This is a genomic window from Shewanella sp. GJ50-10 (genome assembly GCF_055808815.1).
In genome coordinates this window covers 3,813,952-3,836,113 of sequence record NZ_JBVVSS010000001.1, presented here as the reverse complement: position 1 = coordinate 3,836,113, position 22,162 = coordinate 3,813,952, and the positions used below count along the sequence as shown (strand labels likewise).

Annotated in this window: 21 protein-coding genes; 5 read left to right on the top strand and 16 right to left on the bottom strand. The window is 41.4% G+C overall.

Annotated elements, in window-relative coordinates; genetic code table 11:
- Positions 1-30: 30 nt before the first annotated feature.
- The 6 genes from AC0L4E_RS16170 to AC0L4E_RS16145 form a co-directional block, all read right to left on the bottom strand.
- Positions 31-1,854, bottom strand: a complete 1,824-nt coding sequence (locus tag AC0L4E_RS16170) for a S8 family serine peptidase (protein WP_473680145.1) — start codon at positions 1,852-1,854, stop codon at positions 31-33.
- 412 nt (positions 1,855-2,266) lie between these two features.
- Positions 2,267-3,307, bottom strand: a complete 1,041-nt coding sequence (locus tag AC0L4E_RS16165; protein WP_473680143.1) for a polysaccharide lyase family 7 protein — start codon at positions 3,305-3,307, stop codon at positions 2,267-2,269.
- A gap of 323 nt (positions 3,308-3,630) precedes the next feature.
- A complete protein-coding gene (locus AC0L4E_RS16160) occupies positions 3,631-4,707 on the bottom strand; it encodes an alpha/beta hydrolase (RefSeq protein WP_473680141.1) in 1,077 nt (358 codons plus the stop codon).
- 41 nt (positions 4,708-4,748) lie between these two features.
- On the bottom strand, positions 4,749-4,958 hold the full coding sequence (locus tag AC0L4E_RS16155; RefSeq protein WP_473680139.1) for a hypothetical protein: 210 nt from the start codon (positions 4,956-4,958) through the stop codon (positions 4,749-4,751).
- Positions 4,922-5,518 carry an SDR family NAD(P)-dependent oxidoreductase gene (locus tag AC0L4E_RS16150; protein ID WP_473680137.1) on the bottom strand — a complete coding sequence of 199 codons (597 nt, stop codon included), beginning with the start codon at positions 5,516-5,518 and terminating at the stop codon, positions 4,922-4,924. Before AC0L4E_RS16150 ends, AC0L4E_RS16155 begins: the two co-directional genes overlap by 37 nt.
- A gap of 21 nt (positions 5,519-5,539) precedes the next feature.
- Positions 5,540-7,081, bottom strand: a complete 1,542-nt coding sequence (locus AC0L4E_RS16145; RefSeq protein ID WP_473680135.1) for a flavin-containing monooxygenase — start codon at positions 7,079-7,081, stop codon at positions 5,540-5,542.
- Positions 7,082-7,359: 278 nt separating this feature from the next.
- On the opposite strand from AC0L4E_RS16145, the gene AC0L4E_RS16140 reads away from it, so the two are divergent.
- Positions 7,360-8,379 (top strand): AraC family transcriptional regulator, encoded by a 1,020-nt coding sequence (locus AC0L4E_RS16140; RefSeq protein WP_473680133.1) that lies wholly within the window; start codon positions 7,360-7,362, stop codon positions 8,377-8,379.
- Between the two features lie 6 nt (positions 8,380-8,385).
- Here the strand turns inward: AC0L4E_RS16140 and AC0L4E_RS16135 are convergent, their stop codons facing one another.
- Entirely contained in the window at positions 8,386-9,294 is a 909-nt protein-coding gene (locus AC0L4E_RS16135) for an AraC family transcriptional regulator (RefSeq protein WP_473680131.1), read from the bottom strand.
- Between the two features lie 184 nt (positions 9,295-9,478).
- On the opposite strand from AC0L4E_RS16135, the gene exaC reads away from it, so the two are divergent.
- Positions 9,479-10,999 (top strand): acetaldehyde dehydrogenase ExaC, encoded by a 1,521-nt coding sequence (exaC, locus tag AC0L4E_RS16130; protein WP_473680129.1) that lies wholly within the window; start codon positions 9,479-9,481, stop codon positions 10,997-10,999.
- A gap of 142 nt (positions 11,000-11,141) precedes the next feature.
- Here exaC and AC0L4E_RS16125 read toward each other — a convergent pair whose 3' ends face one another.
- The 6 genes from AC0L4E_RS16125 to AC0L4E_RS16100 all read right to left on the bottom strand — a co-directional run bounded on the left by AC0L4E_RS16125 (position 11,142) and on the right by AC0L4E_RS16100 (position 14,415).
- On the bottom strand, positions 11,142-11,393 hold the full coding sequence (locus AC0L4E_RS16125; protein WP_220753014.1) for a DUF2999 family protein: 252 nt from the start codon (positions 11,391-11,393) through the stop codon (positions 11,142-11,144).
- A 100-nt stretch (positions 11,394-11,493) separates the two neighbouring features.
- Positions 11,494-12,507 carry a permease gene (locus AC0L4E_RS16120; protein WP_473680127.1) on the bottom strand — a complete coding sequence of 338 codons (1,014 nt, stop codon included), beginning with the start codon at positions 12,505-12,507 and terminating at the stop codon, positions 11,494-11,496.
- A 3-nt stretch (positions 12,508-12,510) separates the two neighbouring features.
- Entirely contained in the window at positions 12,511-13,203 is a 693-nt protein-coding gene (locus tag AC0L4E_RS16115; RefSeq protein WP_473680125.1) for an aromatic aminobenezylarsenical efflux permease ArsG family transporter, read from the bottom strand.
- On the bottom strand, positions 13,196-13,720 hold the full coding sequence (locus AC0L4E_RS16110) for a nitrophenyl compound nitroreductase subunit ArsF family protein (RefSeq protein WP_473680123.1): 525 nt from the start codon (positions 13,718-13,720) through the stop codon (positions 13,196-13,198). The genes AC0L4E_RS16115 and AC0L4E_RS16110 overlap by 8 nt, the downstream gene beginning before the upstream one ends.
- An 18-nt stretch (positions 13,721-13,738) precedes the next feature.
- On the bottom strand, positions 13,739-13,978 hold the full coding sequence (locus AC0L4E_RS16105; protein ID WP_473680121.1) for a thioredoxin family protein: 240 nt from the start codon (positions 13,976-13,978) through the stop codon (positions 13,739-13,741).
- Positions 13,979-14,163: 185 nt separating this feature from the next.
- A complete protein-coding gene (locus AC0L4E_RS16100; protein WP_473680119.1) occupies positions 14,164-14,415 on the bottom strand; it encodes an ArsR/SmtB family transcription factor in 252 nt (83 codons plus the stop codon).
- 377 nt (positions 14,416-14,792) lie between these two features.
- On the opposite strand from AC0L4E_RS16100, the gene AC0L4E_RS16095 reads away from it, so the two are divergent.
- On the top strand, positions 14,793-16,862 hold the full coding sequence (locus AC0L4E_RS16095) for a S9 family peptidase (RefSeq protein ID WP_473680117.1): 2,070 nt from the start codon (positions 14,793-14,795) through the stop codon (positions 16,860-16,862).
- Positions 16,863-16,962: 100 nt separating this feature from the next.
- Here AC0L4E_RS16095 and AC0L4E_RS16090 read toward each other — a convergent pair whose 3' ends face one another.
- Together AC0L4E_RS16090 and AC0L4E_RS16085 are read right to left on the bottom strand one after the other, a co-directional pair.
- Positions 16,963-17,328 carry a response regulator gene (locus tag AC0L4E_RS16090; RefSeq protein WP_473680115.1) on the bottom strand — a complete coding sequence of 122 codons (366 nt, stop codon included), beginning with the start codon at positions 17,326-17,328 and terminating at the stop codon, positions 16,963-16,965.
- Positions 17,329-17,532: 204 nt separating this feature from the next.
- Complete coding sequence (locus AC0L4E_RS16085; RefSeq protein WP_473680113.1) at positions 17,533-17,832, bottom strand: hypothetical protein; 300 nt, start codon at positions 17,830-17,832, stop codon at positions 17,533-17,535.
- A gap of 642 nt (positions 17,833-18,474) precedes the next feature.
- Between AC0L4E_RS16085 and AC0L4E_RS16080 the strand changes: the two genes are divergently transcribed.
- Together AC0L4E_RS16080 and AC0L4E_RS16075 are read left to right on the top strand one after the other, a co-directional pair.
- Positions 18,475-19,353 carry a LysR family transcriptional regulator gene (locus AC0L4E_RS16080; RefSeq protein WP_473680111.1) on the top strand — a complete coding sequence of 293 codons (879 nt, stop codon included), beginning with the start codon at positions 18,475-18,477 and terminating at the stop codon, positions 19,351-19,353.
- 189 nt (positions 19,354-19,542) lie between these two features.
- Entirely contained in the window at positions 19,543-20,445 is a 903-nt protein-coding gene (locus AC0L4E_RS16075) for a cation efflux transmembrane domain-containing protein (RefSeq protein WP_473680109.1), read from the top strand.
- Between the two features lie 75 nt (positions 20,446-20,520).
- On the opposite strand, the gene AC0L4E_RS16070 is transcribed toward AC0L4E_RS16075, so the two are convergent.
- Positions 20,521-22,032 carry a BCCT family transporter gene (locus AC0L4E_RS16070; protein WP_473680107.1) on the bottom strand — a complete coding sequence of 504 codons (1,512 nt, stop codon included), beginning with the start codon at positions 22,030-22,032 and terminating at the stop codon, positions 20,521-20,523.
- Positions 22,033-22,162: the final 130 nt, after the last annotated feature.

Sequence of the window (22,162 nt, the reverse complement as noted above, 5' to 3'; positions counted from 1 at the left end):
TTTAACAAGCTATGTTATATTGTGAGTCGCTTAAAAAGAGACCGTGACATCATCACTACAAGTTGCAGTTGAGGCTTCACATACTTTGTACGTATAGCTTCCTCCACCTTTTGATGTAATCGTGTCAGTGTAACTGCCATTATTAGCCGAAGTACTCACTACTGCATTATCACGATAGATATCGACATTTGTACTGGTTGCACCGCTATAGGTTAAATCTACTTTTTTAACCCCTTTTGATTTATATCCATTAAGCGTGAGGTTGATATCACTTCCTGTTGGCGGTGGAGTCACTCCTCCTCCACAACCGAATTCGCTAAGGTATGCATCTGCAGCAGCAGCTTGGACAATACCATAACCAAAGTATTCATCTTTTCCTGCGCTACCTGCATCAAGTGCGGTTGATTTAAGGGCTTGTCTAATTTCGCTACCCGTACATTCTGAATGGTTTGACCAAACAAGCGCTGCAATACCAGATACAGCAGGTGTTGCCATTGAAGTACCGCTCATAAAGCCAAAGTCAGAGGTACCTATATTAATATTGGCGGAAGTAGCATTAACCAGTGAATCTCTATCTTCAAAAGCTGCACCAACAGCTGGAATAGTCGTAGTGTTAGTATCGCCTAATGTGCCATAAAGCATGCCAGGTTCATTGTTAATAATGACTGCGCCTAAACCGCCAGAGGCTTCACAGTTTGCGACTTTGTCATGGAATGAAATTACGCCTCTATCGATAATACAGATATTACCATTGGCGCCAGCATTTGTGCTTTCAGCTGTACCCATGTAAAAAGTAGAACCTGAAATAGAACCTGAATTTTCCATCGCGGAAGACGCGAAATCAACCCCATCAGCTGATAAGTTTGACGCCGTTGCAAGACCTGCTGGATAGGTTGATAAAGTATCGACACCACCTGCTGTTACTTCTACACAAATGGTTTCATCAGTAGTAGCACGTCTGCCGCGCCCTGAAGTACATGACGGGAATTGCGAAAAGTCTGCAATAATATTATTGGCATCATTAGCACCAATCATCATGACAGAAGTGTAGCCCGCTGGATATGAACGGACATTATTACCATCGTTACCTGCTGCAGCAACAACTAAGCCGCCAGCATCAGTGAAGCTTTGAAAAGCATTAGACTCTGTATTATTTGAGCCACCGCCACCAAGGCTCATGCTAATGATGTTAGCGCCTGCTTGAGAACATAAGTCAGCTGCGTGAGCTAAGTCAGATGAGTATCCCCAACCGTCATCATTGAATACTTTGATAATGTGCATATCAACACCTGGCGCCATACCAATAACACCAAATCCATTATCTGCAGCGCCTACTGTCCCTGCTACGTGAGTACCGTGTGGGCCACCATGGTCATCCCAATTACCTGTACCACTGTCATTGTCACCAGTAATATTATTCCAGTTAAAATCATTGTTGCTTCGGTCTAAGCCTGAATCTATGACACACACTTTGATACCGGCATTTGGATCAAATGTAACCTGATCAGCTTGAGATTGATAAACTGCATATGGGGTCACTTGTGTTGTCATTGGGTTGCCAGCATCATCAGAAAATCCCATAAGATGACGCTTTTGATCGACTTCCACTAAGGTTATATGCGGATTATTAAGTAAACCTTTTACTTGCTCTAAATCTTTACCACTAAAGGTAGCAGCGATGAAACCATCGCCTTCTACATGAACTTCTGCACCAACTTGTTTAGCTAGTGCTTTAACTACACCCTGTTGTTGCGGGTTCACCTGAATCACATAGCGATCATCACTCGCTTGTGCATAATTACTAACAGTTAAACCTAGTGCAATGAGAGACATTGAGATTGTTGAAAGTTTCATAAAATACTTTACTCTTTTTTTTATGTTTAAGTATTCACCAGCATATCTAAGCATTTTGCTTACTGCGTTGTGATAGCTGGCAGGATGAAGTACAACTCTTTCCTTCCATTTTGTTTTAGCACAAGAATATTCTATTTAACAGTTTTGCAACAAAAGAAACTTTTTGTATCAAGTGTTGCTTGAGGTAAATAGCTGTTAAGTGATTAATAAGTAGTGTAATGTTCTGTAAAGTAAATCTTACTGGATGGATTTTGGAGTGAAATGCTGTTTGGTTGGGAATGAGCGAGTGATTTTTCTCAAATGAATACAGATTGAACTTGATAACGGCCAACGAATATTGGCCGTTTTTTACTAAGCAGTTAATTGAATTAAGCTGTTTATTGGATATTGATCCGTGCCTATTGATTCGAGCCTATTGATTAAGCTCTAACTGGTAAAAAGTCGCTTGGGTGTAATCACCCGCTTCCATGCCACGCCACTGACAGCCTGAACTGTCTTTCTTAGTATTACATTGGTTATATGCGCCAGCCTTGTAATACATCCAATCTTGGCCATAACCTTGATCCACTTTATGGTCTTGGTAATTGCCTTTGGCAAGATCAACACTGAAGGTTTTAACAACTTCATCTTTAGTGCCAGGATTTTTAGTGAAGCTTAGGTGCATAGTGTCACCTTTCACATCTACTTGATAAGCAAATATTTCACCTAATTTAATGCCATCTTTAGGCTCTGCGCTACCTTCACGAAGGTTGTATTGACCAAACACATTATGGCGAATATCTTGACGCAGCTTTTTACCATTTTCATCTTTCGCATCTTGCAGCTCAGGAATGGGGTTTAACTCATAGTTCCATGATAAAGAACCATATTCATGATCGGGTAATTTACGGTACGAGATTTTTAGCGGCTCGTTATCAGAACCATGAATTTGGCCGATGACCACTGCAAAAGCGCCATTCTTTTTAAAGTTACCACTGGTACTGACTTGGTCTACCGACAGCGTTGCCTTTAGCTGACCACCGATAGCGCCGTATTCTTTGGCATCAGGATGGGAAGCAACAACAAAGTTGTTTTTTGGCTCACCATAATGGTCGGCCAACATTGCGCGTAGTTCACTACGAGTATTTTTACTATTTGGCGTAGTAGGGGCTTCGTTTGGTGCAACAAAAACCAGCGCACCAGTGTCTTTGTTGGTGTAAAACCACTCTGAATGCTCATAAGGAGTTTTAGTATTACCTAACTGATATTTATCAATCTCTAGGGCTTTGCCTTTGCGCTTTCCTGTTTCGGTTAACTCTGGAAGGGTAATTTTCCAATTAGTTAAATCAAAGTTCTGGGCGGGTGCTTTTGCTGGATCGAGATTAAATTGCTTAGCAGTATCAGTTTCGACTGCAATGGCAGCAGAGCTGGCAATGATGGTAGCAGTCAATAAACTAAGTTGGAGTTTTTTCATTGAGCTTTCCTTATGGAACATGTCATTAGTACCTACCTCAAGATACTACAATATTATTGTATTACAATAGTGTGATCGAGTTGGATGATTTGATCAGTGGCGTAAAAAATTAATGAGATATTTTTTACGCTGGTTTTTTCTTGATAAAAACTCACTACTAGTCTGAGGGGGAAGTTTGCTTAACTCGTTGTTAGTCAGGCTGTTTGTTATACCCAGATTGGCTAATTTTAATTGAACTGACTTTATTGGGCTCGTTTATAGTGACTGAAAAATGAGTTTAACAAAGGCGATAACTTCAAAAATTACTATTGCTTCCAAAATTACTATTCATCATTAAATTGGTTTAATGCCATCGCAATTTGGTGACATGCTTGTTCTGCACGGGCGCTGGTTTTGGAGATTGAGATAAACCCATGCATACAGTCGTCAAAATGCTGATGATGGGTATCCACTCCAGCATCTTTTAAGCGCGCTGCATAAGTCATCCCGTCGTCTCTTAATGGATCGTAACCTAAGGTGAGTAGATAAGTTTTAGGAGACTGGCTGATGTCTTTTATGAGGAGTGGGCTCGCTAGTGGTTGTGAGATTTCATCCAGTGAGTTTAGGTAATGGCCTCTAAAATAATCCATTAAAGTGCGTGTCAGAATTAATTGTTTATCAAACTTTCGGTAAGACTCTGTTAAACCTTGAAGATCAAGCATCGGGTAGATTAAAAACTGAAACTCAGGCTGAGTTTTCGCTATGACTGGTAACGCATTTTGCACGTGAGTTAAGCCAATAATGCAGGCAAGGTATGCGCCAGCGCTATCTCCACCAACGCCAATATGATTTGGATTAATGTGCAATTGTTGATGATGATCGTTTATGTGATTCCACGCCTCAATAGCATCGCAAATCTGAGTTGGGAACTTATGCTCTGGTGCAAGGCGATAATCGACTGAAATAACGTTCATCTTGCCATGTTTAGCTAGAAGTCGACAAAACCTGTCATGGGTGTCGATACTGCCAATGACGCAGCCACCACCATGAAAATACACTAAGGTCTTTTGAGCTGTTATGACCTTATTGGTGCCATCTTCTTGCTGAAAAACAGGGTAGTATGCACGAAGCTTAATGGTTTTAGCGCTCGTCTCATGAGGTTGTGTGGTAACTGCAATGCTTGAATCGATCACCTTGGCCATCTCAATCTTGCTTAAACCCAGTAATCGATCCATGGTGCTATAAATGGGTCTGAATAACTTCGTTGGCAGTTTATGGAGCGGAGTTAAGGTGAGCAACTTAGCCGCAAGGCGTTGTTTAGATTCTAACTCAGGTGCTTGTAACCTTATTGATAAAGCTTGAGCATCATCCGTTTTTGTTGAAGCAGTGCTAGTTGAATCCGTGCTAGTTAAGCTACCCATTCACTCATACCTTTTTATATTTAATACTTATTATTAACAGATTACCGACTCAGCATCTTCATGAATAATCGATTAATAAAAGCGGGTGAAATGTTGCTTAACAAGTGTAATACACCATAAAGCGCACCTACTGTTCGATGTGTTTTAGGTTGGCTGACTTGTTTATCAATCACTTCAACGACTTCTTCTACTGCTAAATGACGACCTAATTTAGTTAATACCTTTGCTGTATTTTTCTGGGTGCTGAGCATGTTCGTCGCGATAAAAGGGGTAATACATCGCATACTTTAATGCCATATGGTGCAAGCTCTATCTCAAGTGCTTCAGTCAGCCCTTTTACGGCAAACTTACTGGCTGAGTAACTGGCTAATTCAGGTACACCGTAATCACTACTCGCGGATGACATATTAACAATAGTGCTTGTTTGGGTGTTTTTTAAGTAGGGCAAAGCGGCTTGGCAGGTATTAATTATCCCATTCACATTGACGTTAATCGTACGATGATGTTGCTCATTACTCATATTTTCGAATGCGCCAATAGTTAGTATGCCAGCACTATTTAATAAAACACTTAAGCGGTTATTATTTTGAGCGCAAAAATCATCCATGACTTGCGTCACTTGCTCAAAACGACAAACATCTAATTGGTAGAGTGAGATATTGTCACTATTCCAATTGGCGGTCACTTCTCTGAGTGATGACAAGTTGAGATCTGCCATACCGACGCAATAACCTTGCTGCACAAAGTGCTTGGCAGCAGCTAAACCAATCCCTGAAGCTGCGCCAGTTATAAATATGCTTTTTGCCATCATATAAACCCGTAATCCGTTAGATTAAAATGAAGTGGTATTAATATGTTCCATCTGGGGTTCTTTCATTTCATCTACCCACCTTTGCCATGTATAAGGCCATAAAATGGGGTCGCCATCGGGATCTAAATACCAGCTTTGGCAGCCTCCTACCCAGCTTGTTCCCTTAAGCCCTGCTTTTACATAAGCATTAAAATCATCAATGGCTTGTTGTTTAGGTTCAAACTCGTCGAATGCGTTATAGCGCCATTTATCAATCATCTTAATCACGTATTCAGTTTGAACTTCGCTCATGGCGATCACTGAAAAGTTACCGATAGGTGTATTGGGGCCTAGCATTAAAAAGAAGTTGGGATAATTGGCTAAAAGCATTGAGCGATAAGCTTTAATCTTATGCTGCCAAGCTTCATCAATGTGGAGATTATTGCGACCGGTTAAGTTCATCGGGCGCATAAAATTAAAGGCATTAAAACCCGTTGAGAGCACTAATACGTCGAGTTCATGATGTTTACCATCTTTAGTCAAAATGCCGGATTCAGTGATGCGTTCAATATTGTCCGTGACTAGATTTGCATTGGGCTTTTGAATGCCTTTATAGAAACTAGTGTTAATGATCACGCGCTTGCAGCCTACTTGATAATCTGGCCTGAGTTTTTCACGTAATATTTGGTCTTTTATGCTGAACCTTAGGGTTGCTTTGCACATAAAGTTGAGAATATGTTTTTGGACAAAATGGCCTGTCACCGCCTTGGTAAATAAGTGTTCTAGAATGAACTTCCCCACATTGCGGTGCATAGTGGTAATAAGCGGAAAGCGGGTCATCAGCTTTTTCATGGTGCTTGAAAAGGTAAAATCAGGTAAGTGCATGATCCATTGCGGCGTACGCTGAAATACCGATACTTTCGCGCCTGTTTTAATAAGCTCTGGGATAAATTGCGCCGCCGTTGAACCTGTACCAATTACACCGACACGACTGCTTTCATTGATATCCACTGAATGATCCCACTCAGCCGTATGAAACATTTTGCCTTTAAAATCTGCTATCCCAGGAATGTCAGGGAATTTGGGGTGATGCAAAATCCCTGTGGCGCACACAATGAAATCAGCTTCGTAAGTTTTATTACTGCTTGTGTCTGCATTGTCTGTGTTCACACTGCCTGTGTTCACTTTAGTGGTGTTAGCTGGATCCTTGTTATTGGCTCGAGTGGTAATCAACCATTTTCCTTTATTGTAGGATGCATCAGTAACCATCTCATTAAAATGAATGTCTTTATTCACCTCATACTTAGTGGCAACTGACTCAAAATATTGTTTTATTTCTGGCCCTTTAGCAAAAAAGTGGCTCCAATTAGGGTTGGGTTCAAATGAGTAGGTATACATGTGCGAGGGAACATCACACGCCGCTCCTGGGTAGGTATTTTCTCGCCAAGTTCCGCCAACTGAGGCTTTCTTTTCCAGAATAACTATGTCAGTAATGCCCGCTTGGCGAAGTTTAATTGTCATTAAAATGCCTGTCATACCAGCGCCAATGATGACCACTTTAGGGTTTCTTTTTATTTGGGTCATAGCTTCCTCTGTTGAGTATTTTATCCAAGAAACATGATTTTAAGCGCTTAATGAATACTCGCTTTAAATTGTTATCAATTTGTTTATTTGTCTAGCATAGAAAATTCATTTACGTTGATCTAGGCTGAAAATGGACTTATATTTGTGATTTTAAGACATTTGTTCTTAAGACATTTGTTCTTAAGACATTTGTTCTTAAGACATTTGTTCTTAAGGCATTAGCTCTTAAGAGATTGGGTTTTAACAAATGGGGTTTAACAGATCGTGAGTGGTGGCAAATGACTGTAAGAGACATTACTAGTGTGCAAATTCTGGTTGCCTACGGCATCGAGCAAGGCATTTCTCAGGAAGACTTGCTGCAAGGCACTGATCTTGTCAGTTCTCAGTTAAATGATCACCATCATCAAGTTGAAGCAAGCCAAGAATTGACTGTGTTAAACAACTTATTGAAGCATCACTCCTGCGCTTTTGAACTGGGTGTTGAGTTAGGTTGTCGTTACCAATTAACCAGTTACGGTATTATGGGATATGCTTTGCTAGCGAGCAGTACGGCAAGAAAAGCGATTGAGCTGGCGCTGCAATATATCGATTTAACCTATGCTTTTTCAACTATTGCGCTAACTGAGATAAAGGGCGAACTTGCACTGACCTTTAATTGCCATATACCGGGTAAATTGGGTGAACTCACACTAGTAAGGGACATGATTGGCGCGGCAATGATCCAACAAACGGTTTTTGATCAGGTTTTTGAACAAGGCGAAACGCCGATTACCTTGCAGTTTACCGCCCCTCAACCTGCCGGTTTTTGTACTGACATCATTAAGCGAAGATTTGGCGTTGAGGTGAAATTTAATGCCGACTTTAATGGCTTTGTTGGCCTAGCACATTTGTTAGATACTCCCTTACTGAAAGCCAATGAGGCAACAGTCAAAATTTGTGAAGCTCAATGCAATGAGTTACTACAGCAAAAACAAGATTGGAAGCCTACAGAAAAGTTGGTTAAAGAGACGCTAATTCATCTTGGTTTAAAGGCTTCAATGGCAGACATTGCCGATTATTTATCTAGAACCACTCGCACCCTGCATCGCCAGCTTAAATCTGAGCAAACCAGTTGGCGTCAAGTGCGAGATAATGTTCGATTTGGTATTGCCGAAGAGCTGTTATTGAAACCGATACCGCTTGAGGAAATCGCGCAGCAGCTAGGTTTTAGTGATGGTGCGAATTTTAGCCATAGCTTTAAGCGCAGTAGAAATATGACCCCTAATCAATATCGACAGCAGGCTAAAAAACAAAACTAAAAATGGTTAGCTGTCTAAATGGCGCTGTTTATAAGCAGAAGGACATAGGCCAAAAAAGGCTTTAAATAGCCGGCTGAAATGACTTGCGCTGCTGTAACCGAGTGAAAAACACACTTGGGTAATTTGTTGCCCTTGCTCTATAAGGCTCGCAGCTTTTCGTAAACGAACTTGCTGCTGAAAAGCCGCTGGGCTGCAGCCTAAATGAGCTTTAAATTGTTGGAAAAATTTACTGCGGCTCATGCAAGCTCGGCGGCATAGTTCATTAATATTCAATGGCTCGTTAAGGTGCAGGCTGATGTATTGCAGCGCTGCATTAAGGCCATTAAATTCAGGATTATTATCACTGTGCTGCAATAAGAAATCACGAGTTTGGTGTCTGAGTAAGCGCACAATTAATTCAGATACTGCCAAATCAATTAAACAACTGCGATCTTGCTCATTCTCGGTATATATCCCCACCATTCTATCGAGCAAGGCTTGCGTTTGCTGAGTATGGTGGGTGTGGACTAACGCCTGTTGATACTGCCAATGACCGTAATCTTGTTGGATCGGGGAGTCGATATTAAGCCGATCTGCAACTTGTTGGATACGATCTGTTGAGATCTCTATTGCTAAGCAAGTAGTGGGTTTATGAATTTGGGCTTCGGGGAAGTCGATTTCAACGGCTTGGTTAGGCGCCATGATGAAAGACTCATGGGGATAAAACGCAGCTTCAAAGTCTTGCTCTGAATGCATGACTTTTTTACCTGTCACCATTCCGCAAAACAATAATTGATCGGACTTTAAAGCCACCCTAGATGCTTGTTCAAAAGTGTCGTAAATGCTTAGTTCTGACTCTGGGCCCGCAAAGCTATTTTTGTTTTCTACCAGTAAGTTGGGCTGGCTGCGTTTACGCTGCAAATTGCCTCTAATCATATTGTCACCTATGTCTCATCCGTTGGACTACAACAATCCTTGCTATTGGCGCAATGCGTCAGACACAGGCTACACAATCATTTGTACTGTGGGTCAACAGCTGTGGATTCTCAGAATACTCATTTCTGCTTTAACTGATTTAGCTTAATTAGGTTTCCAACAAATACAATTAGAGGAAAGTATTATGATTTATGCAGCACCCGGTGAAGCAGGCTCTGAAATGTCCTATAAGTCTGTTTATCAAAATTACATAGGTGGCCAATGGGTTGAGCCAATCAATGGCCAGTACTTTGATAATGTTAGCCCAGTTAATGGCCAAGTATTTTGTAAAATTCCACGTTCAGATGCGCAGGATATTGAGTTTGCACTCGATGCTGCTCATAAAGCTAAAGATGCTTGGGGAGCAACTTCAGCAGCAGAACGTTCAAATATTTTATTAAAAATAGCCGATAGAATTGAAGCAAACCTCATTCCATTGGCAGTTGCCGAAACATGGGATAACGGCAAGGCGATTCGTGAAACAATTAATGCCGATATCCCTTTGGCTGTGGATCACTTTCGTTATTTTGCAGGTTGCCTGCGTGCCCAAGAGGGCAGTGCTGCTGAAATTGATGCCAATACGTTGTCGTATCATATTCATGAACCATTGGGCGTAGTTGGCCAAATTATTCCGTGGAATTTCCCAATATTAATGGCAGCTTGGAAGTTAGGCCCAGCATTAGCTGCCGGTAATTGCGTGATTTTAAAGCCTGCCGAACAAACGCCTGCATCGATATTGTTTTTAATGGAGCTGGTTGGGGATTTACTGCCTGCTGGGGTGTTAAATATTGTCAATGGTATTGGTGAAGAGGCTGGGCAAGCATTAGCGACGAGTAAACGGATTGATAAAATAGCCTTTACTGGCTCGACGCCAGTAGGCTCACATATATTGAAGTGTGCGGCTGAGAATATCATTCCTTCAACGGTAGAGCTTGGTGGTAAATCGCCAAATATCATCTTTGGTGATGTGGTGAACTTTGAAGATGAATATTTAAGTAAATGTGTTGAAGGGGCGGTGCTGGCATTCTTTAACCAAGGCGAGGTGTGCACTTGTCCATCAAGGCTGCTAATTCAAGAAGACATCTATCCTTTATTCATGGAAAAAGTGCTGGAGCGCTCAAAAGCGATTAAACGTGGTAACCCGCTAGATACCGATACTATGGTGGGTGCACAGGCTTCAAAAGAGCAGTTTGATAAGATCCTTAGCTACATTGATATTGGCAAAGATGAAGGCGCTGAAGTGTTATTAGGCGGAGAAGTGGAAGCCCTAGATAATGATTTAGGTACAGGGTATTACATTCAGCCTACCTTACTTAAAGGCACTAATGACATGCGGGTGTTCCAAGAAGAAATTTTTGGTCCAGTGATTTCGTTAACCACCTTTAAAGATGAAGCAGAAGCCCTTGAAATGGCCAATAATTCTGACTTTGGTTTAGGTGCAGGGGTGTGGACGCGTGACACCAATTTAGCTTATCGAATGGGGCGTAAGATCCAAGCGGGTCGAGTTTGGACTAATTGTTATCATATGTACCCAGCCCATGCGGCATTTGGCGGTTATAAAAAGTCGGGTGTCGGACGTGAAACCCACAAAATGGCATTAAATCATTACCAACAAACTAAAAACTTGTTGGTGAGCTATGACGTTAATCCATTAGGTTTTTTCTAAATAGCAGATTAAAAGGTAAATATATTTAAGCTAAGTACTTTTAGTTAAGTAGTTTGAACTCAGTATTAGCTTATAGAAAACAAAACGGCCAATCACTGATTGGCCGTTTTTATATTTCATGCAGTATATTAACGCTTTAGGTTTACTGCTGCATTTGGGCTTTAGCTGCTTCCACTTTCGAGAAGTCTAATCCTAACTCTAATACTGCTTCTTTAATCAGCCCAGGGTTTTGCATAACCATTGCCATTAACTGCTGTAGCTTCTCGGCTGGAATACCCAGTTGACCGATAATGTTCATCGCCATCATTGGGTTTTGAGTTAATGCTTGGAACACTTCATTGATTTTTTCATCGCTGACATTGTGCTCTTTTAACAGGGCAATAATAGGGTTCATTGCAATACCTTATGTTCATATTAAGTTAACTACTAGGGCTATTTTATCATTGAAACCCGATAGGGAGCGAATGAAAAGTATTTGCTAATATTTACAGCCACTAAACCATGTTTAACATCCAACCCATTAGGGTAAAGGACAGTAATAATATTGAAAAAATGAGAGCGAGCAAACGCCACTGCATGACTTGTTTTAGCATAATGAATTCAGGGAAACTGGCTGCCACTGTACTCATGCAAAAAGCCAGTGTTGTGCCTAAAGGCACGCCTTGAATTAATAAGCTTTCAAGTACAGGTATTACTCCTGTCGCATTAGCGTATAGCGGAATTCCCATTATTACAGCGGCAGGTACTGACCACCACTGGCCATCACCTAGATTTGCCTCAAGCCAACCTGCTGGGACAAACCCGTGTAATGCTGCGCCTAAACTGACACCAATAATCACCCATTTCCAAACACGGCCAAAAATCTCACTGGTTTCAGATTTTGCAAATTGATGCCGCTGCTGCCAAGTGACTTTTTGTTCTTTTTCAGCATTAGTATTACTTGCTGCAGCCGTGATGGCATCAGCCTGTTGCTCAGATGCGACTTGGCCCATGGCATAGGCTTTTGCTGCTAAGGGTTGCAACCAACGCTCAGCCTTTAGTAAATCCAGTAAGGCGCCGCCTAAAATACCAATCGCGATGCCAGTAACCGCGTAAATTAAGGTGACTTTTAAGCCCAGTAAACTGAACAACAATAAGATGGCGACTTCATTGATTAAAGGCGATGTCAGTAAAAAAGCCATGGTGATCCCAATAGGGATCCCCGCAGAGGTAAAACCTAAAAACACTGGAATACTCGAACAAGAGCAAAAAGGCGTGATGGCGCCGAAACCAGCGCCCAGCCCATAACCTACAACTTTAGGTTTTCCTGCTAAGTAACCTCTAACACGCTCAACATCAAGGGATGCTCTAAGCCAACCGATGGCATAAATCATCACGATCAGTAAGGCAAAAATCTTAGTGGTATCTTCCACAAAAAAGTGGACGGCTTGGCCAAGCTGAGTTTGATTTGATAAAGCTAAAATATCGTATACAAACCAGTCGGCAAATACTGAGAACCAAGCAAACATTGGCTACCTCATTAATGGAATTAAGTAATACCAGCAGTAATAACACCCTGCTGCGATAAAAATGGCACCAGACAGTCGCCGGGTGATTTTTTCGATGAGAGTCACTTGTTTGAACAGCGTCGCCACTTTTACTGTGCCTAGTTGCAGTAACAAGGCAAAAATAAGTACAGGTAGCGCAGTGCCTACGCCATAGGCTGCAGGTAACCAAAAACTGGATTGCTGCGCCATAGCTAAAGGTAGAAGCGATGCAAAAAATAGTGCAGCAGATGTCGGGCAAAATGATAAAGCAAATATACTGCCTAAACTGAATGCACCGATTTGACCACGCTTGGCTAAGCGCTGCTGTAATTGATTGGATATAGACCAATTGGATGTCGGCAGATTAATCCAACCAAACAAGCAGGCACCGACAAATAGCAGTACAGGCCCCAGTATCATGTTCATTTGGGTCTGCAAAAAGTTTGAAATTTGCGGCGCAGACATCGCACTGTGTAACAGTAAAGCTGCTAACACTATGTAGCTCAGCATACGTCCAGCACTGTATGATGCTCCCATCAGCATTGACTGCGTGGGTTTCTCTACTTGCTTACTCAAAAATGACACTGCGGCAATATTTGAGGCCAGTGGACACGGTGAGATTGAGGTAAGTACCCCAAACCAAAGTGCGCTGGTTAATACCAACAGCCATTCAACCATGGGCTAAAGTCTCTGAACTGTTGATACTTAGATCATGGGCTTGGCGAGTGTCGGTAAGTTCACCGATTTGTTGATACAGATAATCGGTGAAACTTTGCTGATCTTTAATTAACTCCCATACGCGATCTAAGCGGCGGTATTGTAATGTTTCACCGTCTTTTTCGATTGCAATGACCACTGAGCGAGTGATCAATTGGAAGTCTTCAATGAAGTGTTCATTGCCCTTTGTTTCAAGGTTAATCGTCGAGAGCGCCACATCGCCTTGCTTAATTTGCGCCGTAAAACCTGAGTTAATAGCTTGATTAGTATATTTCTCAATTAGCTTGCAAGAAGTGCAGCGCACATTGCCGTGGAAGTAGTAAACATTAAGCTTTTGGTTGTTTGTCATTTCCACTGCTGGTGGGGCGATTGCTATTTCCGTTGCTGCTTGAGCTTGAACATGGAGCTGCATTGCAGCAAAGCTACAAATAACTGCAAGTGGCAGTAGCCATTTAGACACAGTTGTTCGAATATTCATGACGTATCCTTTTAATGACTAGTGAGATTGCTTGAGAATGTTTTCAATCTCATCAGAGGATGGCACTGTGCCTGCCGTAATGACTTTGTGATTAATCACAATCGCAGGAGTCGACATCACCCCATAATCTAAAATCTTTGCCATATCGGTGACTTTCTCAATGTCAGCTTTGACACCCAAACGCTCAGCAACTGCTGATACGTCGATGGCTAAATTAGTGCATTTTTTACAACCACTTCCGAGTATTTCAATTTTCATTTGTTATTCCTCTACTTCTTTTCTTAGGAACGGGCTAATCAGCGACAAGGACAATTAACCAGAGTTATATTCATTGCTTATGGTCGTGAAGGACTAAGCTTTAAGGCTTAAGCTTTATGGTTTAAGTAATGCAGCTTGTTTTTTTGCGTTCTTTTCAATAACGGTTTCTACGCAATCGAACATTTTCAGCAAACATGGGGTCTCAAGGCGGTAAAAGATTTTTTCCCCTCTCGTCGGCTGCTGATAATGCCCGCTTGTTTTAGTACTGAAAGGTGTTTGGATACCGTCGAAATATCAGCATTAACGCCATCGGTTAAATCACACACACAGCGTTCATTTTGTTGCAGTTGTTCTAGTAACCATAGGCGGGTGGGGTGTGCTAATGCCTTAAGAACAGCTGATCGTGCATCCAGCCTTAATTGCTCTTGTTCTGTCATTGCAAAGTCCTTGCAGGTTGAAATGTGATAAAACGTTTTGTCATTTGGTAAAATAGCCAAATGTTTGGGTTGAGGCAAACATATTGATGATGTTTAGTACTAATTTTTGATCAATGTATCAATTTGATGCCGAGATGGTGTGTGAGTAAAAAATAAACAGCAGTTTGCTAATGCGATTGATTTTAAGTGGAATAGTGCGCTTTAAGCTTTATTTAATTGTTAAGCATGACAATGGATTTATGCTGATGTAACAAGGGTGATGGTTATCCCGTTCTCTCGTTGTTAATTCGATTAACATTCATCACTAGCTGTACTGACTGGCGTTACTATAAAATGCTAGCAATGAAGAAAATAACAATAAATCAAGGAGTCCTCTCGTGAAGAAAGTTGGGATAGTGCTCATGTGCTTGTTGATGCCTGCGGCATCAATAGCGGCAGAGCCAACAAAATCAACGCATTCAGTGCAAAATAAAGCGGAACAAGACACTACCTTATCGGTTGATGTGCTTTGGCAATTAAGCCGTATTGGTAATCCAATTATTTCACCCAATGGCGAATATATTATCGCCCCTGTGACTCAGTACGATGTGCCTGAAGATAAAGGTGCAACTCAGTTATGGTTATTTGATAAAGACGGTAAAGGTCAACGTGCGTTGACCGCAGAAGGGCAACGTGCAAGTGAAGCAACGTTTTCTCCTGATGGTAAAACACTCGCGTTTATCAGCAAGCGTAATAAAGATGATGCTGGCCAAGTGTATTTATTACCAATGGACAAAGCGGGTGAAGCCCAGCGCTTAACCAATGTTCCAGGTGGCGTTAAAGGCCTTAAATGGGTCGGCGAAAATGTTTACTTCATTAGTCGTATCTTCCCAGGTAAAAACTGGGAAGAAATGGCAACTCAGTTAGCAGCTAACAAAGACAATAAAGTCTCTGCGCACCAATGGAATGCACTGCCGTTTTCAAGTTTTGATCACTGGATAGACGAAGACCGTGAAGCTCATGTATTTCGTATTCCAGCTACAGGTGGCGAAGTAGAAGCGATTACTCAGCCATTGAATAAGCAACTACCGCGTTCATCGCAAAGCAGTGGCAACTACGATATTTCACCAGACGAGCAACTAATTGCATTTAACAGTAATGGTTGGGCTAATCAGGTTGACCCAAAAATTGATATTTTCATGGCGAAAATTGGCAGTGGTAAAGTTGTTAACTTAACCCCTAAAAATGAAGCGCCAGACTCAAGCCCAACGTTCAGCCCAGATGGAAAAACGTTAGCCTTTACTCGCCAGCTGATCCACGGTTTTTATGCTGACACAGCTAACCTTGTGTTATTGGATGTGAAAAAGCGCACAGAACGTGTGATCACCACTGACTGGGATCGCTCAATTGCCCGCTTTAGCTGGACTGCTGATAACAAAGGTTTTTACGCAGCGATTGATGATGCCGCGACGCGCCGCATTTTCCATATCAATGCTAAAAATGGCAAAGTAAAACCGATTACTAAGCAAACTAACTTCGGTGCGCCATCTATAGCTAACGACGGCACTATCGTCGCCGCTAACGATAGCTTTTTGTACCCAGCTCGCTTAGTTAAAATTAACCCAAGCAATGGCAAAACAACTCGTTTAGACAGCTTTAACGATGACATTTTAGCTGATGTTGATATGGGTACCTACGAGTCAGTGACCTACAAAGGTTATAACGACCAAGACGTACAAATGTGGGTTCATTACCCTCCAGGTTTTGATAAAAGCAAAAAGTACCCGTTAATGATGCTGATCCACGGTGGCCCTCATAGTGCTATTTCTGATGGTTTCCATTACCGCTGGAATGCACAAACATTTGCTTCTTGGGGTTACGTAACGGCATGGCCTAACTTCCACGGCTCTAACAGTTTTGGTCAAGACTACACTGACAGCATCAACCCTGACTGGAAAAACAAGTCGTTGGAAGATGTGTTCAAAGCGACTGATTGGTTTAAAGCGAAAGATTGGATCGATAACGATCGTTTAGTGGCTGGTGGCGCAAGCTACGGTGGTTACTTATCATCGATTATTTTAGGTCAAAAAGATCAGCCGTTTAATGCATTATTTATCCATGCTGCGGTATATAACATGTACTCGCAAATGGCAGCTGATTTCTCGGTTCATAGCACTCGCTTTGGCGATTATTGGGATAACCCTGAGATCTACAAATCAATTTCGCCACATTACGGCGCTGAAAACTTTGATACGCCAACGCTAGTGGTACATGGCCAATTAGATTACCGCGTGCCTGTAGGGCAAGGTTTCGAGCTGTTCCGTACCTTGCAAACCAAAGGTATCGAGTCGCGAATGATTTACTTCCCAGATGAAAACCACTGGATCATGAAGCCAAATAACTCAATTTACTGGTACAACGAAGTTGAGAAATGGATGAATCAGCACGCAGAACCTGGCGCTAAATAACCACTGATTTCATACGCTAAAATATGAAAAAAAGCCGCAATAGATAAACTATAGCGGCGTTTTTTATAACTGATTCTTTCAGTCGAATAAGGGAAAGTGTTTACGCTAGATATTTATCTACCATCCCTTGCACCGCATTCGGCAAGATAGGTTTAGTAAGGTAATCATTTGCCCCCAGTTTTAATGCAAAATCTTGATCTGACTCTTCAACTAATGAACTAACGACTACAATTGGCACGTCTGCATTAGGTGTTTGTTCTTTTACATATTTCAATACTTGATAGCCATTGATATCGGGCATGGTGATATCAAGGAAGATTAAATCAGGTTTTACCGATGACAATAGTTCAATGGCGCCATCTCCTGAATTAGCCGTCAATACAAGGTAATCATCCCCTAGAATGGCAAGCAACATGCTAGTACATACTGGATCATCATCAATAACGACTATTTTGGATTTTTCCATTCTTGCCTCACTTGGGTACATTTTTATTATGTCGATTATATGACCATTGTATTGAAGTTATTATTAATTACTAGGCCGTAATTAAGCATAGAACATTGGCTAACTTGATGAAAGGTTTAAGGTAAGGGCTTTAAAAAAACACTTCGAACGCCTAAAGAGCTTACGTGGCTGGGCATGCTTATTCGGTTGGTTTGCGCTTTTGATTTATTCTTTTTGTAGATAGCCGCGATATTTATCAATAACTCCATTTCTATCTAATCCACGTTTGACGTTTTTACACAGTTTGCCGAAACGACTTATATCGCCAAGTTGTGGGGTGTCACCATTACTGATTGCAGCTTCCCAGTAACTGATTTCACTATCGACCAACTCTAGTAACTTTTTCGGGCAACCTTGGCAGTTCCCCTCTGGGCCGCACACGAAGGTCTCGGGCTCCGTCAAAGGAAACTCGGCTTTAACTTGAGATATGATATTTTGCATTGCCGTGGTGCGATCTGGTTTCATGCCAAACTCTACTCAGTAACAATATAAGCTGATGGAACAATATAGCCCCATTAATGTATTAGTCTCGATGTGGAGGCCAAAGTTCACAGCTCACTACCTAAATGCTGAACAAGTAAAAATAAGTGATATTCAGCAGACGAGAAAATATAACAATAATAAATACTCTCATGGGAGTATGCTGACTATGTTCAACCTAGGACCTGTTGATCTTTCAAGGTTGTATAGTCGAATTTGCGGGGCTGAAGCAATTAACAGGCTTGGGCTTTAGAGATTGTTTAACCTTGCTTAATGGATATGCAGCCTTTCAATATGTCATTGGTCATTGGTCATTGGTCATTGGTCATTGGTTATTGCTCAGCTGATTGATTGGCAAGCGCATATGATTAATATGATCACGTTTGCTAGTCAATACGATAACCAAGGCCAGTTAAAAATTGATTTACAAACCTTGGCCGCGCAAACTATGTTTGAATAAGCTAAGCCTCTAGCAACTAAATCTATAAAAAATGAGGCATTACAGAATGGCTCGCAAACAAATAACCAGCTGAGCTTATTGGAACAATTTAATCAATTAGCTCAAACACAATACCAACTTCGTCAGCAGTAACTATCGAAGTTTAATCGGCATCATTCGGTCAAACTATGAATCTTAAGCAGTTAGAAATATTTTGCGCCATTGCAGATGCTGGGTCAGTGACCGCAGCAGCTAAGCAACTGAATAGCAATCGCACCCAATTGAGCATGGCGATTAAAGCGCTTGAGTCCAGTTTAGAAGCTAAGTTGTTTACCCGTTCTGGCAATAGTTTAGTGTTGTCTGAAGTGGGTAAATCTATCTATAAAGATTGCGAAAGCGTGGTGTCGACATGTGAACGAATCAAACAGACCTGCGAGCAAACCATCGATAAGTTTCGCTCTGAAATCTGGCTTGCTAGAGATGACTCTTTCCCTGATGAAGTCTGGCAAACGTTCATTTTAGCCCTCAATAACCACTTTGATGCCACCACAGTGAACACCGTTTTAGCATCTAGCGGTGATTTAGCCAATCTGGTTAATACCGGGCAGGTGGACTTTGCCTTTGGGGTGGATTTTGAACGAGTAGATGATGCCAATACAGACTACTTACCACTGGGTAAGATTCGAATGATGTCAGTATGCGAAAGTCATCACCCCTTGGCCAGTTTAAAGCGAGTGTCAGATAGCCAACTACGGGAATCGATGCAAGCTGTGATGGTGTATTTAAATGACAAAGATAACCCTGAGCTACAGCCTTTTTCCTTAAGGCATATTGGCTTTTCGAGTTTTGAATACATGCTCAATACCATAGTGTCTGAAAAAGCCTGGGGTGTGTTACCTGAACCGCTTATTCGTCCTCACTTACGTAGTGAAAAGTTGGCCGTTATTAAGCACACTTATGGTTTGACCCATGAAGACTATTGCATGTTTTCAATGCCAGGCAGCGCGATCCCAGAGCCAGTATCTTGGCTGTGCGATCAGATCAGTGATTACCTGTTTAAGTTCTGATTTAACCGACTAAAATGTTACTAACTCACTCAGTGTCAATATTGTTGACGCTGAAGGTGTCTGCAAGTAATTGATTATAAATCACTTAATTGATTTGTGATGCATGGTGTGGCTTATCAACTTGATGAGCTGTTGAGAAAATAGCCTTGTACAGCAATAATTATCACAGGTTTTTACTGGTGATAATGAATGTGTGAAAAAAATAAAATAGAAGATAAACAATTACTTATTATCTCTGCTTTAGCAGCGTTATCGTTTGCTGTTATGGGTGTAGTCGTGGGATTAATGAGTGGTTCTATTGTCATATTATTTGACGGTGGCTATTCTTTAATTGGATTATTGCTCACGATGTTATCGCTTGCTGCTTCTGGTTATATGCGTGGTTCTTCTCGTTCACAATTCGCGTTTGGTAAAGCCATAATTGAACCTATTGTTGTCGCCATTAAAGGGGCGGTGATTTTGATGTTATTAGGCTTCAGTTTGTCATCAGCACTCAATGTATTTCTAAGTGGTGGTAGAGAAATTGATATGTCATTCGTTGCCGTATTTGGTTTTGTTAACTTGTTTGGTTGTCTCGCCGTATGGTGGTTTTTAGTTAAGCAAAACGAACCTAAACGTTCTGGGTTATTTATTGCTGAAATCAAACTATGGAAAATGGACGCCGTTGTGAGTGGGGCAGTGTGTGCAGGTTTGATTGTTGGGTTAATTCTAACGTATACGCCTTGGTATGCTTATGCAGTGTATGCTGACTCAGTCATGATGCTGCTTATCGGTGCGTACTTTATTAAAGTGCCATTAATGATGTTAATTGGCGCATTTAGAGAGCTTCTGATGATGAAACCCAGCAAAGAAATCTGTTCATTAGTTCACGAAAGTGTATCAGAGGCAAATGGTTCAAGCCCGCAGGAGTTAATGCTGACAGGTATTGCTAAAGTTGGGCCTGAATTAATGGTAAATATTAACGTTAACCCTAAAAAGTCTCACCAGTTATTGCCTGATTTACATAAGGTTCGGTTAATATTAAATAACAAGCTTGCTCGTCTGTCATTGGATGTGAAACTGAATTTAGACATAGTAACCGAAGCGAAATAACAGTCCTGTATTTGTAAACATATTTAAAGACATATCTGTTATCAATGAAAAGCCTGATGCTCTCGTCAGGCTTTTTTAGTTCAACTCTTTGTTAGTAATTAACACATCCTTTAACCAAAATACGATTTGAGCGCACATCACTAAGGTGAATGGAATAGCGCCAACAATGGCAATTTGTTTATTTAAATCAACATCGTTAATGGTCACAAGTGCAATCGTGATTGCGATTAACACAATACTCCAAAGCATTTTAGCTGTGTGGCTTTCGCTGCCAGTGAGCATGCTGGTGATGTATATCGATGAATCAGCACTGGTGATAAGGAAAGTGACTAATAACAATATCGCCGCCACAGATAAAATGCTGCCTAACGGAAAAGCATCGCTGCTTAAATGGCTAAAAAAGCTAAATAAACCCAAGGTATATTCTTGATTCACTGCTGCCATCACTTCAGCTGCGAAAGGTTGTGTCAGCACGCTACCTGCAAAGCCTGAGAACCATATAATAGATGTCAAAGTGGGTAATAAAATCGTGCAAGCCAAAAACTGTCTTATGCTCCGGCCTTTACTTATTCTAGCGATAAAAGGGCCAACAAAAGGCGCCCAAGCAATCCACCAAACTAGGTAAATTACAGTCCAACCTTGGCTCCATTTAGCCGGCTCGCCAACGCTAAAAGACACTTTAGGCAGTAGTTGCAAGTAACTCACCGTTGATTCCAGCATTAATTTCATACTGTTAAACGGGTCAACTAAGGCAATCACTACCACTAAAATAGCCACCATAAATAAGGTATTAAACTGGCTCAAACGTTTAATGCCTTGGCTGAGTCCTGCAATCGATGACAAGGTAAAAAGCACAGCAATAAACAGTATTAAACCAATCCTGAAACTAGCACTGCCCACATTGATTCCAATGGCTTGCTCAAGCCCGGTTTGAATTAATGCTACGGTATTGGCGAATGTGCCCGCCATGCCAAATATGATCGCAACTACCGCGAGTAAATCTAATATGCTCAGCCACTTTGGTTTTTGATCGCTAAAGCTTGCACTGATCCGTAAGCTGCGATTTCGATTATAGGCAAACCATGCCATCACTAAACCTGCCATGGCGTATATGGCCCAAGCGTGTAATCCCCAATGAAAATAGGTAATGGCCAATGCGCCTGAGGCTGATGAGAAGTCATCTTGCAAAAAAGCAGGGGGATTCACAAAGTGATATACAGGTTCTGCCACACCCCAAAAAATCAGCCCCGAGCCCATTCCCGCGGTAAATAGCATGGCTATCCAACTAGCAAAACTAAACTCTGTTCTGGCTTGGTCGCCGCCAATACGTATTTTCCCTATTGGGCTAAAACAGATAACGGTGGCAATAATTAACAATAAACTGGAAAGTTGAATGAATTGAGAATCAAAGTTTTCAAGGAAGAATTGGGTGAACAAACCAAAGATTGCGAGTGTTTTGTGAGGAAACGTTAACAATAACCCCGCAATAATAATGACGGGTAAATAAAAGCCTAATTTGGGTGCGTTTAAAAGGGGAATTGTGGGCTTTTCTATTGATTCAGCTTGATTTTTATTCGACGGCTTCAATCTAATCGATATCCATTATTCGAGTCTAAATTTAGATTTTTCACTATGACTTATATTGTCATCAGTTTAAAGTGAAATTAACAGTTTAGCTTTTACTTATGTATTTGCTGACTAAGCCTAATAAGCTTTA

Bases quoted from the DNA above. Each gene is read 5' to 3' on its own strand.
- AC0L4E_RS16085 (WP_473680113.1), bottom strand. From the start codon at position 17,832: ATGAAACCAGATCGCACCACGGCAATGCAAAATATCATATCTCAAGTT.
- AC0L4E_RS16090 (WP_473680115.1), bottom strand. From the start codon at position 17,328: ATGGAAAAATCCAAAATAGTCGTTATTGATGATGATCCAGTATGTACT.
- AC0L4E_RS16105 (WP_473680121.1), bottom strand. From the start codon at position 13,978: ATGAAAATTGAAATACTCGGAAGTGGTTGTAAAAAATGCACTAATTTA.
- AC0L4E_RS16145 (WP_473680135.1), bottom strand. From the start codon at position 7,081: ATGACCCAAATAAAAAGAAACCCTAAAGTGGTCATCATTGGCGCTGGT.
- AC0L4E_RS16165 (WP_473680143.1), bottom strand. From the start codon at position 3,307: ATGAAAAAACTCCAACTTAGTTTATTGACTGCTACCATCATTGCCAGC.
- exaC (WP_473680129.1), top strand. From the start codon at position 9,479: ATGATTTATGCAGCACCCGGTGAAGCAGGCTCTGAAATGTCCTATAAG.
- AC0L4E_RS16140 (WP_473680133.1), top strand. From the start codon at position 7,360: ATGACTGTAAGAGACATTACTAGTGTGCAAATTCTGGTTGCCTACGGC.
- AC0L4E_RS16115 (WP_473680125.1), bottom strand. From the start codon at position 13,203: ATGGTTGAATGGCTGTTGGTATTAACCAGCGCACTTTGGTTTGGGGTA.
- AC0L4E_RS16160 (WP_473680141.1), bottom strand. From the start codon at position 4,707: ATGGGTAGCTTAACTAGCACGGATTCAACTAGCACTGCTTCAACAAAA.
- AC0L4E_RS16100 (WP_473680119.1), bottom strand. From the start codon at position 14,415: ATGACAGAACAAGAGCAATTAAGGCTGGATGCACGATCAGCTGTTCTT.
- AC0L4E_RS16135 (WP_473680131.1), bottom strand. From the start codon at position 9,294: ATGATTAGAGGCAATTTGCAGCGTAAACGCAGCCAGCCCAACTTACTG.
- AC0L4E_RS16150 (WP_473680137.1), bottom strand. From the start codon at position 5,518: ATGATGGCAAAAAGCATATTTATAACTGGCGCAGCTTCAGGGATTGGT.
- AC0L4E_RS16155 (WP_473680139.1), bottom strand. From the start codon at position 4,958: ATGCTCAGCACCCAGAAAAATACAGCAAAGGTATTAACTAAATTAGGT.
- AC0L4E_RS16080 (WP_473680111.1), top strand. From the start codon at position 18,475: ATGAATCTTAAGCAGTTAGAAATATTTTGCGCCATTGCAGATGCTGGG.
- AC0L4E_RS16170 (WP_473680145.1), bottom strand. From the start codon at position 1,854: ATGAAACTTTCAACAATCTCAATGTCTCTCATTGCACTAGGTTTAACT.
- AC0L4E_RS16075 (WP_473680109.1), top strand. From the start codon at position 19,543: ATGTGTGAAAAAAATAAAATAGAAGATAAACAATTACTTATTATCTCT.
- AC0L4E_RS16110 (WP_473680123.1), bottom strand. From the start codon at position 13,720: ATGAATATTCGAACAACTGTGTCTAAATGGCTACTGCCACTTGCAGTT.
- AC0L4E_RS16120 (WP_473680127.1), bottom strand. From the start codon at position 12,507: ATGTTTGCTTGGTTCTCAGTATTTGCCGACTGGTTTGTATACGATATT.
- AC0L4E_RS16125 (WP_220753014.1), bottom strand. From the start codon at position 11,393: ATGAACCCTATTATTGCCCTGTTAAAAGAGCACAATGTCAGCGATGAA.